A 16885-nucleotide genomic window follows, 5' to 3' on the forward strand; every position below is an offset into this window, starting at 1 on the left:
CTTGTTCGGCTGTAACATCGGACACCGGAGCACTCGTTCCGGTGTTTATTCTTATCTTCGAGTGCCCGATAACAGAGCAATTTAATATCTGTGAATGTAAGCTTTATTCGACAAAAGATGCTATTGACATCACTAAAAGATGGCAGTAGTATAACCCTATCCGATCACGTAATCGATTACATTTGTCATCAAGAAATCTGGTTTTATCGCTCCGACTGACTCGAGATATAGAACCATAGATAGTGGAAACGATGCGGTAAGACAATGGTCTTGTAACCGACATTCGATAGGGTTTATTGTGGCAAAGGGGGCGCATCCCCCTCACATACATGCTAATAGATGCTTGGAGGTACGAATAACGATCCTTCTCCATCGAGGGATCGTTATTTTATATTGATGCAATCCTGACCGATTATGGTAAAATATGAGCTCTATCACATTCATCAGAAGAACATTAGCGAGGAGGTTACTTCATGGCAGACAACTCGATTCGCACCGTCATCCCTGGGCTGCAGCCAGTCAACTGGTCTGACCCCGCCAGGCAGAGCGAGTATGGCTGGAGTGTCGTATCCGCTCTTCATCAACTTGGGGAAACAATAAGTTATGAGGATGTAATCTGCCTTTCGGGTTCGGCATTCAGAGCCTCGATTACATCATCAGGGTTTAATCCAGGCGATTATCATGTCGTACACAATATGGAAATTGTTCCGCATACCTTCAGAATGCTAGGATATGATGTGACGATTCATGAACCAAGCGATTATGAAATCGACAAGAAGCGAATTATGAACAGCATCGACAGCGGCTATCCCGTATTGACCTTGGAAGGTGTAATTACCTGTTCAGACTGCTGCATCATAGGCGGATATGATGAAGGCGGCGAAGTGCTGCTTGGCTATAATCCCTTTATGGATCAGCAGGATGACCATAATGAGCCGCATGACGTCACCGGTTACTTCCGGAAATCGAATTGGCATCATCGCGATTTTCAAGAATCAGGCGGCAAATATATCATTATTCATGGCCAGACCGCCAAGCTGTCGAAGAGAGACATGTATCTGGATACGATCAAGCTGGCGTGCAAGCTCATTAAAGGCACCAAAACAGGCGAACATCTGGACGGTTTCGCAGGCCACACGAGATATGCTGAATTATTATGCGAGAAACATGAGGATCCGTTCGGGTTGTACCTCAACATCTTGTGCCAATTAAAGCTGTATAACGATAAAATATACGTATCGACGTTCTTGAGAGGAATGAAGGATGAATTTCCCGAGTACGCAGATACATTGGAGAAAGCGGCGAATTGCTATGATGAAGTATCTTCGCTCCGATGTGCGCTTAGCAAGATCATTGCGGAGGATTTCACGCCCTTCAACAAACCACTGGAGTACCGGCAGCTGTCCCGGTATGCGGATGTCATTATACAAATAAGGGATTGGGAGCAGATGGCCAGAAATTATTTGATTATCGATTTCGACTCATAACGGCAAGTCAGAGCTTCCAATCATGCTCGTGAACCAGTTCATGAAGGATTCGAAGACGCCTGTCAAAATATGCCTCGCTCAGATTTCCGTAGGACCATTCATCGGCATGCTGACAGTGGAGCCCGACAAGCCATAGCTGCCGCGCAGCGACAAAATAGGGGATCGATGCCAGTTCCATCTCTGATAAGGGCAGCACGTGCTGGTAGGCATCCAAGTATGCTTGCCACAGCTGCCTTGCATAGTGCCGGTCGGACATATCGCGAACGGACCAATTGAAGACAGCTGCGTCATAAGCTGGCCATCCCGGCCCTTCACAATCGAAGTCAAAGAATGTCAGATTGCCTTCATTATCGGTATGACAATTACCGCCGTTCAGATCGCCGTGGCACATCCCCCACCTCAAATGAGGAGCTATGCTGTCGAGGTGTTCACGAAGGAATCGCCACACGCGGTTGACGAACAGCTGGTCTTCGGGCCTGTGCTCGAGTAACGGCAGAATCCAAGGTACGCGGTCATCCAACAGATGCTTCAGATCAATCTGATAACGGCGGTGCTTCGATACGAACGTATTCATGATTGCGTGGAGCCTGGCAGCAGCTTGTCCATACCGGCCAGCTGTTTCAGGCGATAGCGGAAGCATATGACCGGGAGCATAAGCAAACAAAGCAGCGTAACGCGTTCCTTCAGGTGCTTGAATCTCCGTTGCATATTGGCCGTCCAGCCGAGTGAGAGGAGCTGCAACGCCAATGCTTCTCGAATGCAGATACTGCAGCAGGTCTAATTCGTGCCGAATATCCTGCAAGCTGCGGTGTCCATGTCGATAAGCCCGCAGTATATAGCGTGTGCCTTCCGAATGAACGAGATAAGTATCATTCATGCCTCGAACGAGCAGCCGGCATTCTGACGGCGATCCCCCAAAGTAATGCGGTAATACTTCAGCAGCAAGAGCACGCTGCGATAAAATTGAATGCGTGACCGGAAACAACGCCATGTTATCGTATTCCTCCCCATAATCCCCAATAGGACCGTTTTCTGCTGTACCTTGATTGTCTCATAAATAACATATAATGTCAGTATGTATGGGTCACGGAAGCCGGTTGACATGCGGAAGGCCCGCGGACCGGCGGGCCTTCCATGGAATATATGAGGATAAACAATTCCGTGTTGCATTAGTTTGTTCGATGCTGCTTAGTAACCGCCTTTGCCGATTCCGCCGACTCCACCGCAGCTGCCGCCAAATCCGCCTACGAGGCCACCCATACAGCTACATGCGATAATCACCAGTAGAATGAACAGAACCAGAATCGTTCCTGTGCTTGTGAATGCTCCGCCAACAAATCCAGACATTGTGCATTGCACCTCCTTGCGTATTGGGTACTCTGTAAGTTATGCATGATTCATGCCATGTGATTGGGTGTCTGTACCCGAGATATGTTTTCCATGTCGTTCGCCTAATAATGAATAGACGGGCAGAAAGCAGCTGACGTAATGCAGCTGTTCATTGTACCTCAACAGTGACATCGTTCTTTATTATAGATGATTGTTACCTCGACACTTTTCATTCCTTTCCTTATGCTAGGGGTGAGGTGAGGAGATTGGCATACGGGAAATGTGCTCTATGGCCTTGACAATGAGATACGGGCAGTGATGGATTTTGATTTTATCCAGCTAGCCGAACGGCTGCATGATGTTGCTTATATGCTGTGGGCTCTATTGCGTAATGGTAGTGGTCAACAGCTTGGCACGGCTTTCCTGGATGGTTACGGCGATCTTTCTTTAATGGAACAGCCATTACTTCCGGTTGCCATTGCGCGAGCCAGCTTATTCTTTATATGCACATCTTCCTTTAACTCGGATCCCGTCGAAGAGTTGATGAGGCAGCTAGAGCAGCAGGAGCCGTTCATAGAATGGATTCTTTCGAAAGAAGGGCTTTCCGGATTTTTTAAGAAGCTGGCTTTGGACAGGCCATGAAGTTAGAGAGGAGAGCAAATGAACACAGTGATCCATTCCGATTTGAACGACAATATTTTCATGATCGCGTGTGAAAATATTATATTACGAGAGTATAGATACGAGGATTTGGACGCTATCCATGCGCTTACGATGCAGCCTGAGATCATCGAATTCTTGCCTGACTGGAATGTTCCTAAGGAACAACGGCGCGATTGGTTAGTAAATTACGAATTGGTTGACAATAATCGGTTCTTAGCAGCAGCTGCAGAATCCGGCAATGTTGAACAACTCCGCCTGCGGCTGGGGATTATTTTACAGGCTACAGGAGAATTTATCGGTTGGTGCTGCACCGGCATCAAAGAGGAGCTGCCGCCGCCGAGCAGAGAGATCATGTTCGCGATATCCAGCGAGCATCGAAACAAAGGCTATACGACTCAAGCGGTGCAAGGATTAGTCAAGTATTTGTTTGAGAATACCAATGTAGAAGAGCTTAACGCGATCGCTTTGCCGCGGAACCTGTCTTCGAACAGAGTCATTCAAAAAAGCGGCTTCGATTTTCTAACTATCATGATGATTGAAGGTGAGGCGTACAATCATTATAAGCTTGTTAAACGAAAAGATTGATGGACCGAAAATTAATGCCGAAAAACCAATGGATGACGCAGTCTCAAGTACAGATCACATCCAATAAATAAGAGAGGAGCTGCCGCGGCAGCTTCTTTTTGTTTCTGCACAGAATTAGAATGGATGACATGTGCGCGTATAACCGAAACCTAGACGTACCGTTGATAGAAACTTTGCTGCTAGTGCTGCAACACTAAGGGCACGATGTTTTGGGTTGAAGTTGTGTTATTATATTCATATATTCAAAAGTTAGCTATCAAGTGCTAGTCAAGGAGACGTACGCTATGAATCCGAACATCCAACAGTTTAAAGCCGATTTTTTTAAAGCGCTGGCGCATCCGATGAGAATCCGTATTCTTGAGGTTCTGAGCGAAGGAGATCGAAACGTAAACGAATTGCAGAGTATTCTGGGTTCGGAAGGTTCGGCCGTGTCTCAACAATTGTCGGTATTACGAAATAAAAATGTGGTTACGGGCATAAAAGACGGAACCTCGGTCATTTATTCGTTACGCGACCCGTTGATTAAGGATCTGCTGGCTGTAACGAAGCAGATCTTCGATAACCATCTCGTCGATGCGATATCATTACTTGAGGTCATCCGGAATGAACCTTAACCGAAAAAACAAGGCATCCTGTGAAATACCAAGGATAACCTTGTTTTTTTGTTTTTCAATCGGGATCTTAGTGGATTTTAGCGATTGACATTGTTCGGGGGCAGGAGTACCATTTCATATATATTCAAATAATCAAATATATGAAAAAAAGAAGGTATATCGAATGAAATGGACGGGAAGATTTGAAGGGTACCATACAGCCGCATTTCGCAAGGATCTCATTTCAGGTCTGATTGTCGGCATAATCGCCATTCCATTAGGAATGGCGTTTGCTATTGCCGTTGGGGTTAAACCAGAATATGGAATTTATACAACCATCGTCGCAGGTATATTAATTTCCTTGTTCGGCGGCTCTAAATTCCAAATTGGCGGTCCAACCGGCGCTTATATTCCGATCCTCTTCGCTGTCGTCATTCAATATGGATACGAGAATTTATTGATTGCCGGATTTCTGGCCGGCATTCTCCTTGTACTTATGGGGGTATTTAAACTTGGAGCGTTGATTAAGTTCATTCCCCGCCCGGTGACCATCGGATTTACCGCCGGCATCGCCGTGATTATTTTCAGCGGACAAATTGCCAACTTTCTAGGTCTGAGCAGCATCGAGAAACATGAGAATTTCCTCCCCAATATGAAGGAAATCGCAATTCATCTGACAACCACGAATATCTACAGTGTCATTACAGCCGTGCTTTGTCTTGTTGTCATCCTCCTTACGCCCAAATTTCTGCCGAAAGTTCCAGGTTCCTTAGTTGGCCTTGTTGTATCAAGTGCAGCGGCTGCCGTGTTCTTCAAAGGAGACGTAGCAACGATAGGATCGGCATTCGGAGCCATCCCAAGTACATTGCCTCAATTTCAATTTCCGGAAATAACGTGGGATCGCATTGAAACGTTAATCCGGCCAGCTTTCATCATTGCCATGCTGGGCGGTATTGAGTCTTTGTTATCGGCCGTTGTTGCCGACGGCATGACCGGTAGCCGTCATAACAGCAATCGCGAGCTTATCGGACAAGGCATTGCCAATATGGTGACACCGCTCTTTGGCGGCATTCCGGCGACCGGCGCCATTGCACGGACAGCAACCAATATCAAGAACGGTGCTGTCTCGCCGCTATCGGGTATCGTGCACGGGATTGTTGTTCTATTGGTCCTTATGATGTTCGCGCCTTATGCATCTGAGATACCGCTTGCAAGCATGGCTCCGATCCTGATGCTGGTGGCTTGGAATATGAGCGAACGCAAAGAATTTGTTCATGTCTTGAAAACAAGAACGGGCGATTCGGTTGTACTCGTCCTTACCTTCTTGCTGACTGTATTTACGAATCTAACTACCGCGGTAGAAGTCGGACTCATTCTAGCCGTCATCTTGTTTGTGAAGCGAATGAGCAGCGTAATGAGAGTGGCCAAAGTGCTGCCCGATCCAATGGCTAAACACGAGAAAGTTATGCCGCATATGGTAACCGAAGGCCATGATTGTCCTCAAATAAGTATCTATACCATTGAAGGCCCTCTCTTCTTCGGTGCCGCTAACATGTTTGAGAAGTCGATCATGGACACCATACATCAACGACCGAAAGTATTCATTCTACGGATGGGCAAAGTGCCCTTGATGGATACGACCGGCGAATCTCATCTGGCCAGCCTGGCAAAACACTTCATGAAATTGGGCGGAATGCTTCTTCTATCGGGCGTTCAGCAGCAGCCTTTGGATGTTATGAAGAGAACGGGTTTATATACGTTTATTGGGGCTGGTCATTTTTTTGAGCATACGGGTAAGGCGATTGACTACGCATTACTTCAACTGGACTCCAATAAATGCCTGGGTTGTCAACACTTCGCTTTCCGTGAATGCACCTCATTATCTGACAAGGATGTCACAAGGGAAGGGGATATCCAACATCGTTTTATTCCTGATCCAATGAAAACGCATCTTTAAATTGGCAGGCGGACAATAAAGGTGGCGCCTACTCCCGGGGTGCTTTCAACGTGAAGATCGTAATTGTACCGTCTTGTGGCGAGCAACGGATCGCGTTGACAATGATGTTGCGAAACACTTGTGTCATCCGGTTCGGGTTGATGTGTAGCGCACGAAACCTATTGCCTAGGCACCTAAATGCAGGTATAATCTTCCATACCAAAATCGGAGGAAATGAATATGGGGATTATTACGGATGCAAAAGGAAATATTTTTTTGGAATTTAGGACCATGCAAGAGGTTGAACTTGATAAAATATCACTAGATGCGCCATTGTGAATTGGATAGCCTGGTTGATTTTATTGAAAATGACGAGGCAGAATCGATTATTTTATGGGACGGCACATCGGATATAGGGTATATTGAAGAAATCGATAGAGAAATTATCGAGCTGGTCTGACATGCGATTGAGGAGGGCGAAGAATGAAAGTTGGAGTAGCGAGAGCGAAAGCTCAAGAATGGATTGCGAAGCACGCCAGCCTAGAGCCTGGTTTCTGTGGGGCGTATTTCAGCGGTTCAACGGTCGGAATGTCTGACGATGCGGAATTGGCGGCTGCCTCGGATATCGATGTCGTCGTAATCACGTCCGACACGGAGCCCGCGCTCAAGCTTGGCAAGTTCATCTATGAAGGCGCATTAATCGAAGTGACGTATTTGTCATCGAATGATATTGCATCGGCCGAAGAAGTACTGGCATCCTACCATCTAGCCGGAAGCTTTCGCATGAACACGATTATTGCGGATCCGACCGGGCATCTCAGCAAGCTTCAAGCAGAAGTATCCGACAGCTTCAACAAGCGATTATGGGTAGATCGCCGATGCGAGAACGTCCGCTTGAAGATTGAGAACGGACTGCGTTCGATTAATCCTTCAGCACCTCTGCATGATTTGGTGCAATCGTGGCTGTTTCCGACAGGCGTCACGACACATCTCATTCTTGTAGCAGCTCTTCGGAATCCCACCGTGCGGAAGCGTTATGCTGCTGCCAGAGAAGTGCTGAGCGAATACGGTCTTGCACACGTTTATCCTGAGCTGCTGGCGCTGCTCGGCTGTACACATCTGACATCCGAGCGTATCGAGCATCATCTCGATGAGCTAACCAGTACCTTCGACGCTGCCGCCGCAGTGGCCCAGACACCCTTCTTCTTCAGCACCGACATCACCGCATCTGCGCGGCCAATCGCCATTGATGGCAGCCGTGAGCTGATCCGTTCCGGCTTACATCATGAAGCGGTCTTCTGGATCGTCGCGACGTTTGCCCGTTGTCATAAAATCTTGGCGGCAGACGCGTCAACGCAGCTGCAGCTTGCTCATAGGCCTGCTTTTGAAGCGATTATCTCTGATCTTGGCTTTACTTCTACAGGCGATTTCATTCCTCGTGCCGAGGGTGTTCTGCAATATTTGCCCAGGCTTATGGACACGGTTGAGACCATCCTTCATAAGAATCCAGCTATTCGAACCTGATTCGGAATGGTTCGCAGCAAAAGGGCTGCAGCGGAAACGTGGTTTAGGCTATCGGGTAACGGTTATGAAACCGCTCTTAAGGAGCGGTTTTTTTGTGCGAATAAGAAAAAACATCGAGAAGCCGCCGGAATGAACATGGTACGCTACTGTCATGGCGTGTGCACCCCGATTACATATTCATACTATTGAAAGGTGTGGCGATTTGAACGCGTACGAAGAGGTATGTCATTGGGAGAAGACCGAGGCAGCGGAGATCATGAAGCAATGCGGAGTGACAGCTGGCATGACCGTCATGGATTTCGGATGCGGCCATGGGCATTATACCATTCCAGCAGCTATTGCGGTTGGCTCAGAAGGCAGAGTATTCGGAATCGAGAAGGTGAAGAAAATCGCGAAGAAAGCCTCGCAAAGGCTGGAAGCGGCCGGTATAACGAATGCCGAAATACATCATTGCGATCATCATGGACTCCATGCTATTGCCGACGAAAGCGTAGATTTTGTCATGATGTATGATGTAATCCATCATGCTCCGCATCATGAGCTGATCCAAGCGATGAAAGCTCGTCTCAAGACGAAGGGAATTCTATCATTCTTAGCGTTTAAAGATATTTGCGGATACAAATCATCCGAATTAGAACCGACGCTGGCGCGGGTCACGGCTGACATTGAGCGTGCCGGATTTGTACGGATGAACCCTATACCGAATACCGGCGTTCATTTCGATCACTTCCATAGCACCTACCATTGGAAGCGATATGGCGAAGTGCGATTAAGCTCGCTGGAACGCGGCACGATTTATAATTTTCAGAAGATTGAAGCCAGCTAATCGGGAATTGTATTCTATCACTGCAGCCTTATTCGATAGGAATTCTTGGTTGATCGGAGCAAACCCGAATGATACGATGCTAGATAAGTATCGAAATCTTAAGGTTGGGAGAGTACCGCCATGAATTCCATTATTGAAATTAAGGACGTGACTTGGAGAAGAGACGATAAGACGATTCTTGAAGATGTAAATTGGAAGGTGAATCCGGGCGAGCATTGGGCGGTATTGGGATTGAACGGTTCGGGTAAGACAACGCTGCTCAATATGATCAATGGCTATATTTGGCCCACGAAGGGACAAGTGTCCGTATTGGGGCATCGTTTCGGCGAAGTGGATCTGCGCGATCTGCGCAAATCGATCGGATGGGTCAGCTCCTCGCTGCAGGAACGAATCTATGCGAATGAACGTACGCAGCATGTTGTCATAAGCGGCAAGCACGCCTCAATCGGCTTGTATGAGAAACCGACCGAGGACGATTATGCCCAAGCGGTGATGTGGATGAAGCAGCTGGGATGTGCCCATCTTTATGACCGCGTATATCAAGGCTGCTCTCAAGGGGAGAAGCAGAAAATCCTCATTGCCCGTGCGTTGATGGCTTCGCCGAAGCTGCTTGTTCTGGACGAAGCGTGCAATGGACTTGACTTTATCTCGAGAGAAGCTCTGCTCAAGAGCATCCAAGAGCTGGCTGTATCGCCTGATGCGCCTCATATTCTGTTCGTCACTCATCATATAGAAGAGATCGTTCCGGACTTCACGCATACGGTCTTAATTCGACGGGGCACCGTATTTGCCTCAGGCCGAACTTCCGATGTATTGAGCAGCTCCGTGTTATCGGATTTTTTCGAAACGCCGGTTGAAGTGAATTGGCGGAATAATCGGGCGTGGCTTACGGCTGGTAATGATTCCTCGAACATCGAATGATTGCATGAGAAAACATATAGATTATATTAAAGCTGACCGATTCTGCCGCGGTTAGCTTTTTTTTGAATCTTGCATCCCTCCATTAACTGGTAATGATATAATGGAACGGCAATATTCACAGCCTACGTCTATCGGACCATGCCGGTTATACGGCTGAGGTTGAACTTATTCGCGATCCTCGCCATCCTGATGACGATCAACGCTCTTGGTATGCCATGGTTCCGAAGAATGCGGAACAAGAGCTTACCTTCACCGGAATCGACAACAACGGCGAGACGGTGACGGAGAGGAAGCTGAGGCGTGACGATTTCGTGAGCAAGAAAGAATAGAATAATAACCATTTCCTATCGAGAGCGAAAAGGGAGACATGCCGAAGATGGATGCATCGAAAGTATTGCTTGAACGATTAATCGCAACCAAAGGATTAGCAGTAAGAAGCAGCAGCAAGCATGATATCTACTGGTATACGTCCAGCATACCGGGTCCGTTCTATTTCAACACTCAGAACATCGCCGGAGAACACGCTGCGGGACATATTTTAGAGAAAATAACAAACATCCTCAAAGATACAACAGCCAGAGATTTGCAAACGAAAGCAATCGCTGCAATCATCAATCAAGCCGTAATGGAGGATCCGTTATATCGTGCATCGATCGATGCGCTTGTCGATTACTATCGGTCACAGAGCAATAACGTTCCGTCCATGAGGGCGAATCCTTGAATTGTAACGTGAATGACATGAGGGTCTTACATGTATCTGATATTATTAATCAGGCGAGCAGCTATGTTAATCGATGGATCCCAATCTTATCTCATGCCGGAGTCAGTCTTCGTGAAACAATTACCGTAGCGGTTCGAAGTCAATCCGGCGTGGAGCGTCTGGCAAGCGAGCAAGTTCACATCGTTGCTCCTCTTAACGTAGATAAGGATTTGTTTCAACAAGCTTATAAGCTGGGATTGATTGATGCATTCGCTTATAACGAGATTATACGGTTCTATGATTCACCCCAAGAGTGGACCCGACTCTATCTCTCTGAAGCGAATCTGGAACAGTTCGACGACTGGGATCCAGTCAAGAAGGAACGCTTAAACTTCTTCAGGAAAAACGATATCTATCAATTGAAAACTGAATTTCCGTGGTTCTTCAATGGCGGCGTATAAGGATAAGATTGCTTCAGAACGCATGTTCTGGTAATCTGGTATAACTACGCACGGCTGGAGGAATCGAGATGGGTCATAAACAGAAGGATAAAGAATTGAAAATAGAAACGCCTAGAATACCGCAAAACTTGTCCGAACTGATCGTCGAAGATATTCAATCCGGGGATTACTTCGAAATGGGTGTCATTCAAGATGCGTTTCTTGACAATCGAACGGCGAATAAGGTCTGCTTCGATAAAGTTATTTTTCGTCATATAAATTTCACAGGCACCTCGTTTCATCAGCTCGAACTTACCGATGTTATATTCGAAAAATGCGATTTGTCGAATGTCGATTTCAGCAACGCGATTATTCATCGGGCGGAATTCAGAAACTGTAAGCTCGTCGGCATCGACCTGTCCCATGCGACGATCATGAATGTTCTTTTCAACGAATGTATGGGCAATTATGCTACCTTCCGGTTTGCTCAGCTGAAGCAAGTGATCATTCAGGGAAGCTCGTTTCAGAGTGCGGATTTCTACACAACCAAATTGAAGAAGATAGCTTTGCACAGCACCAATATCAATAAGTCACAGTTCTCCGGCACAAAGCTGGAGGGCATCGATTTAAGCGATTGTGAATTCAATGGGCTAGGCGTTGAGGTCGAGGATCTCAAAGGTTGTCTTATCTCCCGTGAACAAGCTTATGTATTTGCCAATCTCTTCGGACTAGTTGTGAAAGAATAACGATTATATTCCCGAGAACGGATCCTTGAACCTCGGATGGAGCGTGATGCACGTTGATTTTGACTTGCGAATCGAATTTTTGGGATGATTACTTGGCAGAATCGGACGAGGTGGACTATCGTCATGATTCCATTCAAGAGATAGCTACCGAATTATTTGCCGCATCAACGGACGAGAATGATTATGTGAAGAGAGCCTTTGAATTTGTTCGTGACGAAATCAGCCATTCATGGGACATCCAAAGCACGCGAATTACCAGGAAAGCATCTGAAGTGCTGCTCTATAAGGAAGGGATTTGTTATGCCAAATCCAATCTCTTATGCGCGATATTACGTACCAAGGGCATACCGGTCGGATTTTGCTATCAGCGGCTTACAATTGGCGATACGCCGGATACCGGATACTGCATACATGCTATGAATGCGGTCTTCTTCAAGTCGCATGGAGCGTGGAAGCGTTTGGATGCCCGCGGTAATAAAGCTGGAATCGAAGCGGAATTCAATTTGGATGAAGAGAGACTGGCTTTCCCGGTAAGGCAGGAATATATGGAAGCGGATTATCCGGTTATTTATATGGACCCGAATCCCAACACGATGAATACGTTGAAGCAGCATACCGACTGCTTAACGATGTACCTTCATGGTTTACCTACTCATTTATAAGAGAATCAACCTTCTTGACTGGCTACTCGTCTTATAATAGAAAATCGCCGGAGATTGGAAGGTTTATGTCACGACCCAGGATGGGCATGTTATGAACATTGGAGTAAATGCGGGCCAATACTGACGGTCGAGAACCTAGTTATAAACACAGGTCCATGTCATGCCATAATTGTATGGTCGAGAATCGAGTTTTGAATACAGAGCCCTATCATGGCGTCTTATTATGAGACGGATTTAACGATGAAGGAGAGATAATGATGTGCAGAAATATTAAGACCCTCTTTAACTTCGACCCGCCAGCGACTGAAGATGAAATCCAAGCAGCTTCCCTGCAATTCGTAAGAAAGCTGTCTGGCTTCAATTCGCCTTCGAAGGCTAATGAAGAAGCATTTAATCAGGCAATTGAAGAAGTAACAGAGGCTGCCCGCAAATTATTGGCTTCACTCGTTACCAATGCCGAGCCTCGGAACAGGGAAGTCGAAATCGAAAAGGCACGCGTCAGAAATGCCATCCGATTCGGAAACGAAAACCAGGTGTAGGGGGGGAGAGCCAATAGTGATCCTATGAACACTCTACTAGCATAGCGGTTGTGTTCCACCAAACGTTCTATCCATATCGATGTTGATGTCGATGCCACTCCATTTCGGGGTGGCATTGTCTTTTACGCTCGATTCGTATCGTAGAATGGAGACAAAAATATCTTTTTGTTGACACATGTCGGGTATACCTTTACATTCAGCATATGGCATTTTTACGGCGGCATATAGCGAAACATGTGATACCGCATTTGCAATCAAATATAGATACATATATTTATCGGAAATCAAGGGGGAAGAACATATGTTTTTGTGGAACGGTGAATTGGTTTCGGAAGAGGAAATACAAGTTTCCTATAATGACAGGGGCTATTACTTCGGGGATGGCGTTTACGAAGTATTTCGTATTTATCGCGGACAGCTGTTTGAGAAACAAGCCCATATGAAGCGGCTGTATCAAAGTATGCATCTTGTACGAATTCATGTTCCATGGGATGAGGAGGCATTAGCCGCCAAACTCGACGAATTAGCTGCGGATTTCGGCAATGGTGACGGTTATCTCTATTTGCAAATTACGAGAGGCGCAGCGCCGAGAACGCATACCATCCCGGATCAGATCGATCCTGTTATGCTCGGCTACTGTGAACCCTATGCGAGTCCTATCAGTCAAATAAAGCAAGGAATCCCGGCGATGACGACAGAGGATATCCGGTGGCATCAATGCAATATCAAATCGCTGAATCTGCTTCCCAACACATTAGCCAGACAGCAAGCGAAAGAAGCCGGGGCGGAAGAGGCGATCTTCATCCGGGAAGGCATGGTAACGGAAGGAAGCGCATCGAATCTGTTTATCGTTACCGGCGGGGTCATTCGCACCCATCCTGCAGACCGGCTGATTCTGGAAGGCATCACGAGACAAGTCATTGAACGGATCGCGGAAGAGGAAGGGATCCCGTTCGAGAATACGGCATGCTCGCAGGATGAGCTGATGGCTGCTGACGAAGTATTCCTCACAAGCACGACGAGGGAAATTACCCCTGTCATCTCCATCGACAACCAGCCGATCGGGTCAGGAACGCCAGGACCGGTAACGAGACAATTACAGGAAGCGTTCAATCGCTTTAAACTAGTTTTTGATCGGAAGAACATTCTGTCTATACAGTGAGAGGCTGCCCTACGTCATCTATGACGTAGGGAGCCTCTTCTTTTTTTGCAAGAAAAAACATCGAGAAGGATGAAAATCATCATGCTACAATGATGCCATGGAGGTGCACATCCATGCATTATCGTCAACGCATCCAGCACGTACTTGAATATATCGAAACCAACCTGTATGAAGAGCTCTCCTCGGCGAAGCTGGCCGGTATAGCCGGGTTTTCCAAGTCCCATTTTCTCAAGGTATTCGAAGCGTTGGCAGGTTACACCATTATGTCTTATATACGCAACCGACGGCTTCATATGGCTGCTGCGGAAATTAACCGAGGAGTCAAGCGGATTGCCGATATCGCATACGATCACGGTTTCGAATCCCATGATGTATTCGGCCGCGCGTTCAAGCGCGCATACGGGATTACGCCGGAAAGCTATCGGAAACGGCAGTTCGTGCTTCCTGATTTCCACAAGATTAACCTGGAAACGGAAGATAGTGAGGAGATGATCGACGCGGTGGAAGCATCGGCATTCGTGACGATCCCCGAAATGAAGTTAATAGGCATTGAGCGCCGGATCGAGGAAGGCAGTCTATCGCCGGCCGAATTATGGCCGTATTATTTTGAGAATTGGGAAGCCCTCTTCAAGGACATCGCCAAGTTGCGAATAGAACCGGAGAAGGATATCGATTATGCATTGACGGTTGACCGCGATGAGGAAGGGTTTACTTACTTTATTGGAATCGAGGTCTCTAGCGTGGACTACATCCCCGAAGGAGCCGCTGCGAGAATCATTCCAAAGACCAAGTATGCGAAGTTTACAGCGGTCGGGCCGGTTCACGAATCCATTGCCAGAACCTACGGATATATTTACAAGCATTGGTTTCCTCAATCCGATTATCAACTGCAACTGTCAGCCGGCCCAATAATCGAATATTACGACATGCGCTGCGCGACGCACATCGGAATTCCGCCTGAACGGCATGAGATGGATATCTACATTCCCATTGAGCCTGTAATAACGGAAGCGAAGGAGGTCGTCGAGCTTCCCCCTTACAAAGCAGCCTACTATAAGGCTACAGGAGCAGCGGGGAATAAATGGAAGCAGGTGAAGAAGGAAGCGTTCGACGTCATGATCGAATGGACCAGTGCCAGGGCCAGTGGCATCGATGCAGCGATCCTTCCCATTCGTACCTGGAATAATGGCGGTGTGGCGGACAAGGATTTTTACTATGAGGTATTCATGGACGTTACGGGCCTGGATCTTCCTGCTTCAGGCGATGAGCGCGTTCAAATGATCGAGATGGCAGGAGGATTGTATATGGTCACTCCAACCCTTCATCGAACGCTGGAACCGACAGGTAGAGCAGCATGGAATTGGTTCGAGAGCAGTCATGAATATGCATGCGTTCACTGTGAAGGCTTCGAGGAATTTCTGATCGTGGATGACAAGGTCACACTGGAAACCATGATCCGGATTCATATCCGGGCTGAGCGGAGGTCCGTACCTGGAAGCGTAGACTCTCCATCAGCGGCGGTGCCGACAAGATAGGTTAGGTGACAAGGGAAGTGCGTGGTAGTTCGAGTCAGCGTTCTCTGCCAACTATTGAACAAGCTGCGGACATACGATTCGCTTTTACTGGATTTAGGCCAATTTGGAACTAGTTGCGGACACCAGATCCTTTATTTGCTCCAAATCCGACTGATTGGGGGCGTTGTTGCTCAAATTGCGGATCACACGTCCGATAAGGCTCACAACCTCCCCATTGATTTCAACAATAGCGGATCTCATGTCCGTTAGGAGCACAAAACGTAACATCACTGCGCACTGTTCGGTTAGAGCGGATGTTGCGCCCCTAATTGTGAACATTTAGCGGCACCGACTATGGAATTGATTCAAATGAATAAAAATCACTGTTGCCCTTGACGTTACGTCAAGGGCTATACTTTGTGTAGGGAGGCGGATGAGATGGAGAAAGAGAAGGGAAAGCAGAGTAAGCTGTATTCGATCGGTGCATTCGCAAAGCTGACAGGCGTTACGGAACGGACGCTGCGTTATTATGACCGACAGGGGCTGTTGAAGCCTTCCATCCGGAATGAATATGGGCATCGCTTCTACACGAATCATGATTTATTTCTGCTGCAAAAGATATTGACGCTTAAATTTTTAGATTTTTCACTGGACGATATAACCGACTATCTGAATAAACCGGGCGAACAGTTTCAGCAGACGCTGGCGTCCCAACTCGAGCTGCTGTTGAAGAAACGCCAGCAGTTGAATAAAGTCATCGATACGATTGAGCGCATGCAGTATATGATGCAGGATGCAGGAACGGTGGACAGCGACCTATTGCTCGTCTTTATGCACGCGATCCAGCATGAGGAGGTACAGAAGGAATATCTGTCCGGACAGCTGCCCAGCTCTCTTATTGATGCGATCTATATGGAGGGGAAGGAAGAAGAGCGTCTGGAGATTGAGCGTACCATTGCGGCCAATATCGTGAAACTGAAGCAATTCTGCAAGGATGGCAGGGATGCGAAGGATGAAGAGGTACTGGCCTGTGGCTGGCAGCTGCTGTCGATTGTAGAGAAAATCGTCGGCCCCTCGATGGAAGAGATGACTGAGCAGCAGCTGGAGCAGCTTGAGATGGGGGATGCGCTCGATCCCGTATTATTCCCGAATGCGTTCACGCCGGAGGAAGAGGCATACTTCAAGGAACTGTTCGATTACATGGAAACGTTGAAGAAACAGGAAGAGGCGGGTGGTCGCGGTGGAAACAACGAATGAT

At 47.3% G+C, this 16885-nt stretch carries 18 protein-coding genes; 16 read left to right on the forward strand and 2 right to left on the reverse strand.

Features of this window, described 5'->3' with window-relative positions; all coding sequences use genetic code 11:
- Positions 1-473 precede the first annotated feature (473 nt).
- Complete coding sequence (locus tag L1F29_RS15520; protein WP_258389201.1) at positions 474-1487, forward strand: hypothetical protein; 1014 nt, start codon at positions 474-476, stop codon at positions 1485-1487.
- Between the two features lie 7 nt (positions 1488-1494).
- On the opposite strand, the gene L1F29_RS15525 is transcribed toward L1F29_RS15520, so the two are convergent.
- A complete protein-coding gene (locus tag L1F29_RS15525) occupies positions 1495-2478 on the reverse strand; it encodes a phosphotransferase enzyme family protein (RefSeq protein ID WP_258389202.1) in 984 nt (327 codons plus the stop codon).
- Positions 2479-2675: 197 nt separating this feature from the next.
- Positions 2676-2834, reverse strand: coding sequence for a hypothetical protein (locus L1F29_RS15530; protein WP_258389203.1), 159 nt, complete (start codon positions 2832-2834; stop codon positions 2676-2678).
- Between the two features lie 300 nt (positions 2835-3134).
- Here L1F29_RS15530 and L1F29_RS15535 point away from each other — a divergent pair, with 300 nt between their 5' ends.
- The 15 genes from L1F29_RS15535 (at position 3135) to L1F29_RS15605 (ending at position 16884) form a co-directional block, all read left to right on the forward strand.
- Positions 3135-3458 (forward strand): protein kinase family protein, encoded by a 324-nt coding sequence (locus L1F29_RS15535; protein ID WP_258389698.1) that lies wholly within the window; start codon positions 3135-3137, stop codon positions 3456-3458.
- A gap of 18 nt (positions 3459-3476) precedes the next feature.
- Positions 3477-4064: a GNAT family N-acetyltransferase gene (locus L1F29_RS15540; protein WP_258389204.1), complete on the forward strand. Its 588-nt coding sequence runs from the start codon at positions 3477-3479 to the stop codon at positions 4062-4064.
- A gap of 284 nt (positions 4065-4348) precedes the next feature.
- The gene (locus L1F29_RS15545; protein WP_258389205.1) at positions 4349-4678 is read left to right on the forward strand and encodes an ArsR/SmtB family transcription factor; all 330 of its coding nucleotides are present in this window, start codon (positions 4349-4351) and stop codon (positions 4676-4678) included.
- A gap of 163 nt (positions 4679-4841) precedes the next feature.
- A complete protein-coding gene (locus L1F29_RS15550) occupies positions 4842-6614 on the forward strand; it encodes a SulP family inorganic anion transporter (protein WP_258389206.1) in 1773 nt (590 codons plus the stop codon).
- 462 nt (positions 6615-7076) lie between these two features.
- The gene (locus L1F29_RS15555) at positions 7077-8117 is read left to right on the forward strand and encodes a hypothetical protein (protein ID WP_258389207.1); all 1041 of its coding nucleotides are present in this window, start codon (positions 7077-7079) and stop codon (positions 8115-8117) included.
- A gap of 202 nt (positions 8118-8319) precedes the next feature.
- A complete protein-coding gene (locus L1F29_RS15560) occupies positions 8320-8943 on the forward strand; it encodes a class I SAM-dependent methyltransferase (protein WP_258389208.1) in 624 nt (207 codons plus the stop codon).
- 120 nt (positions 8944-9063) lie between these two features.
- The gene (locus L1F29_RS15565; RefSeq protein ID WP_258389209.1) at positions 9064-9864 is read left to right on the forward strand and encodes an ABC transporter ATP-binding protein; all 801 of its coding nucleotides are present in this window, start codon (positions 9064-9066) and stop codon (positions 9862-9864) included.
- Between the two features lie 376 nt (positions 9865-10240).
- Entirely contained in the window at positions 10241-10585 is a 345-nt protein-coding gene (locus tag L1F29_RS15570; protein WP_258389210.1) for a hypothetical protein, read from the forward strand.
- Complete coding sequence (locus L1F29_RS15575) at positions 10582-11025, forward strand: hypothetical protein (protein WP_258389211.1); 444 nt, start codon at positions 10582-10584, stop codon at positions 11023-11025. Before L1F29_RS15570 ends, L1F29_RS15575 begins: the two co-directional genes overlap by 4 nt.
- 68 nt (positions 11026-11093) lie before the next feature.
- Positions 11094-11750, forward strand: a complete 657-nt coding sequence (locus L1F29_RS15580) for a pentapeptide repeat-containing protein (RefSeq protein WP_258389212.1) — start codon at positions 11094-11096, stop codon at positions 11748-11750.
- A 53-nt stretch (positions 11751-11803) separates the two neighbouring features.
- A complete protein-coding gene (locus L1F29_RS15585) occupies positions 11804-12412 on the forward strand; it encodes a transglutaminase-like domain-containing protein (RefSeq protein ID WP_258389213.1) in 609 nt (202 codons plus the stop codon).
- 257 nt (positions 12413-12669) lie between these two features.
- A complete protein-coding gene (locus tag L1F29_RS15590; RefSeq protein WP_258389214.1) occupies positions 12670-12951 on the forward strand; it encodes a DUF2277 domain-containing protein in 282 nt (93 codons plus the stop codon).
- Between the two features lie 301 nt (positions 12952-13252).
- On the forward strand, positions 13253-14113 hold the full coding sequence (gene dat / locus L1F29_RS15595; RefSeq protein ID WP_258389215.1) for a D-amino-acid transaminase: 861 nt from the start codon (positions 13253-13255) through the stop codon (positions 14111-14113).
- Between the two features lie 113 nt (positions 14114-14226).
- Positions 14227-15648, forward strand: a complete 1422-nt coding sequence (locus L1F29_RS15600; protein ID WP_258389216.1) for an AraC family transcriptional regulator — start codon at positions 14227-14229, stop codon at positions 15646-15648.
- Positions 15649-16065: 417 nt separating this feature from the next.
- Complete coding sequence (locus L1F29_RS15605) at positions 16066-16884, forward strand: MerR family transcriptional regulator (protein ID WP_258389217.1); 819 nt, start codon at positions 16066-16068, stop codon at positions 16882-16884.
- The last annotated feature ends 1 nt before the right edge of the window (position 16885 follow it).

The sequence above is a fragment of the Paenibacillus spongiae genome (assembly GCF_024734895.1).
Taxonomy (GTDB): domain Bacteria; phylum Bacillota; class Bacilli; order Paenibacillales; family Paenibacillaceae; genus Paenibacillus_Z; species Paenibacillus_Z spongiae.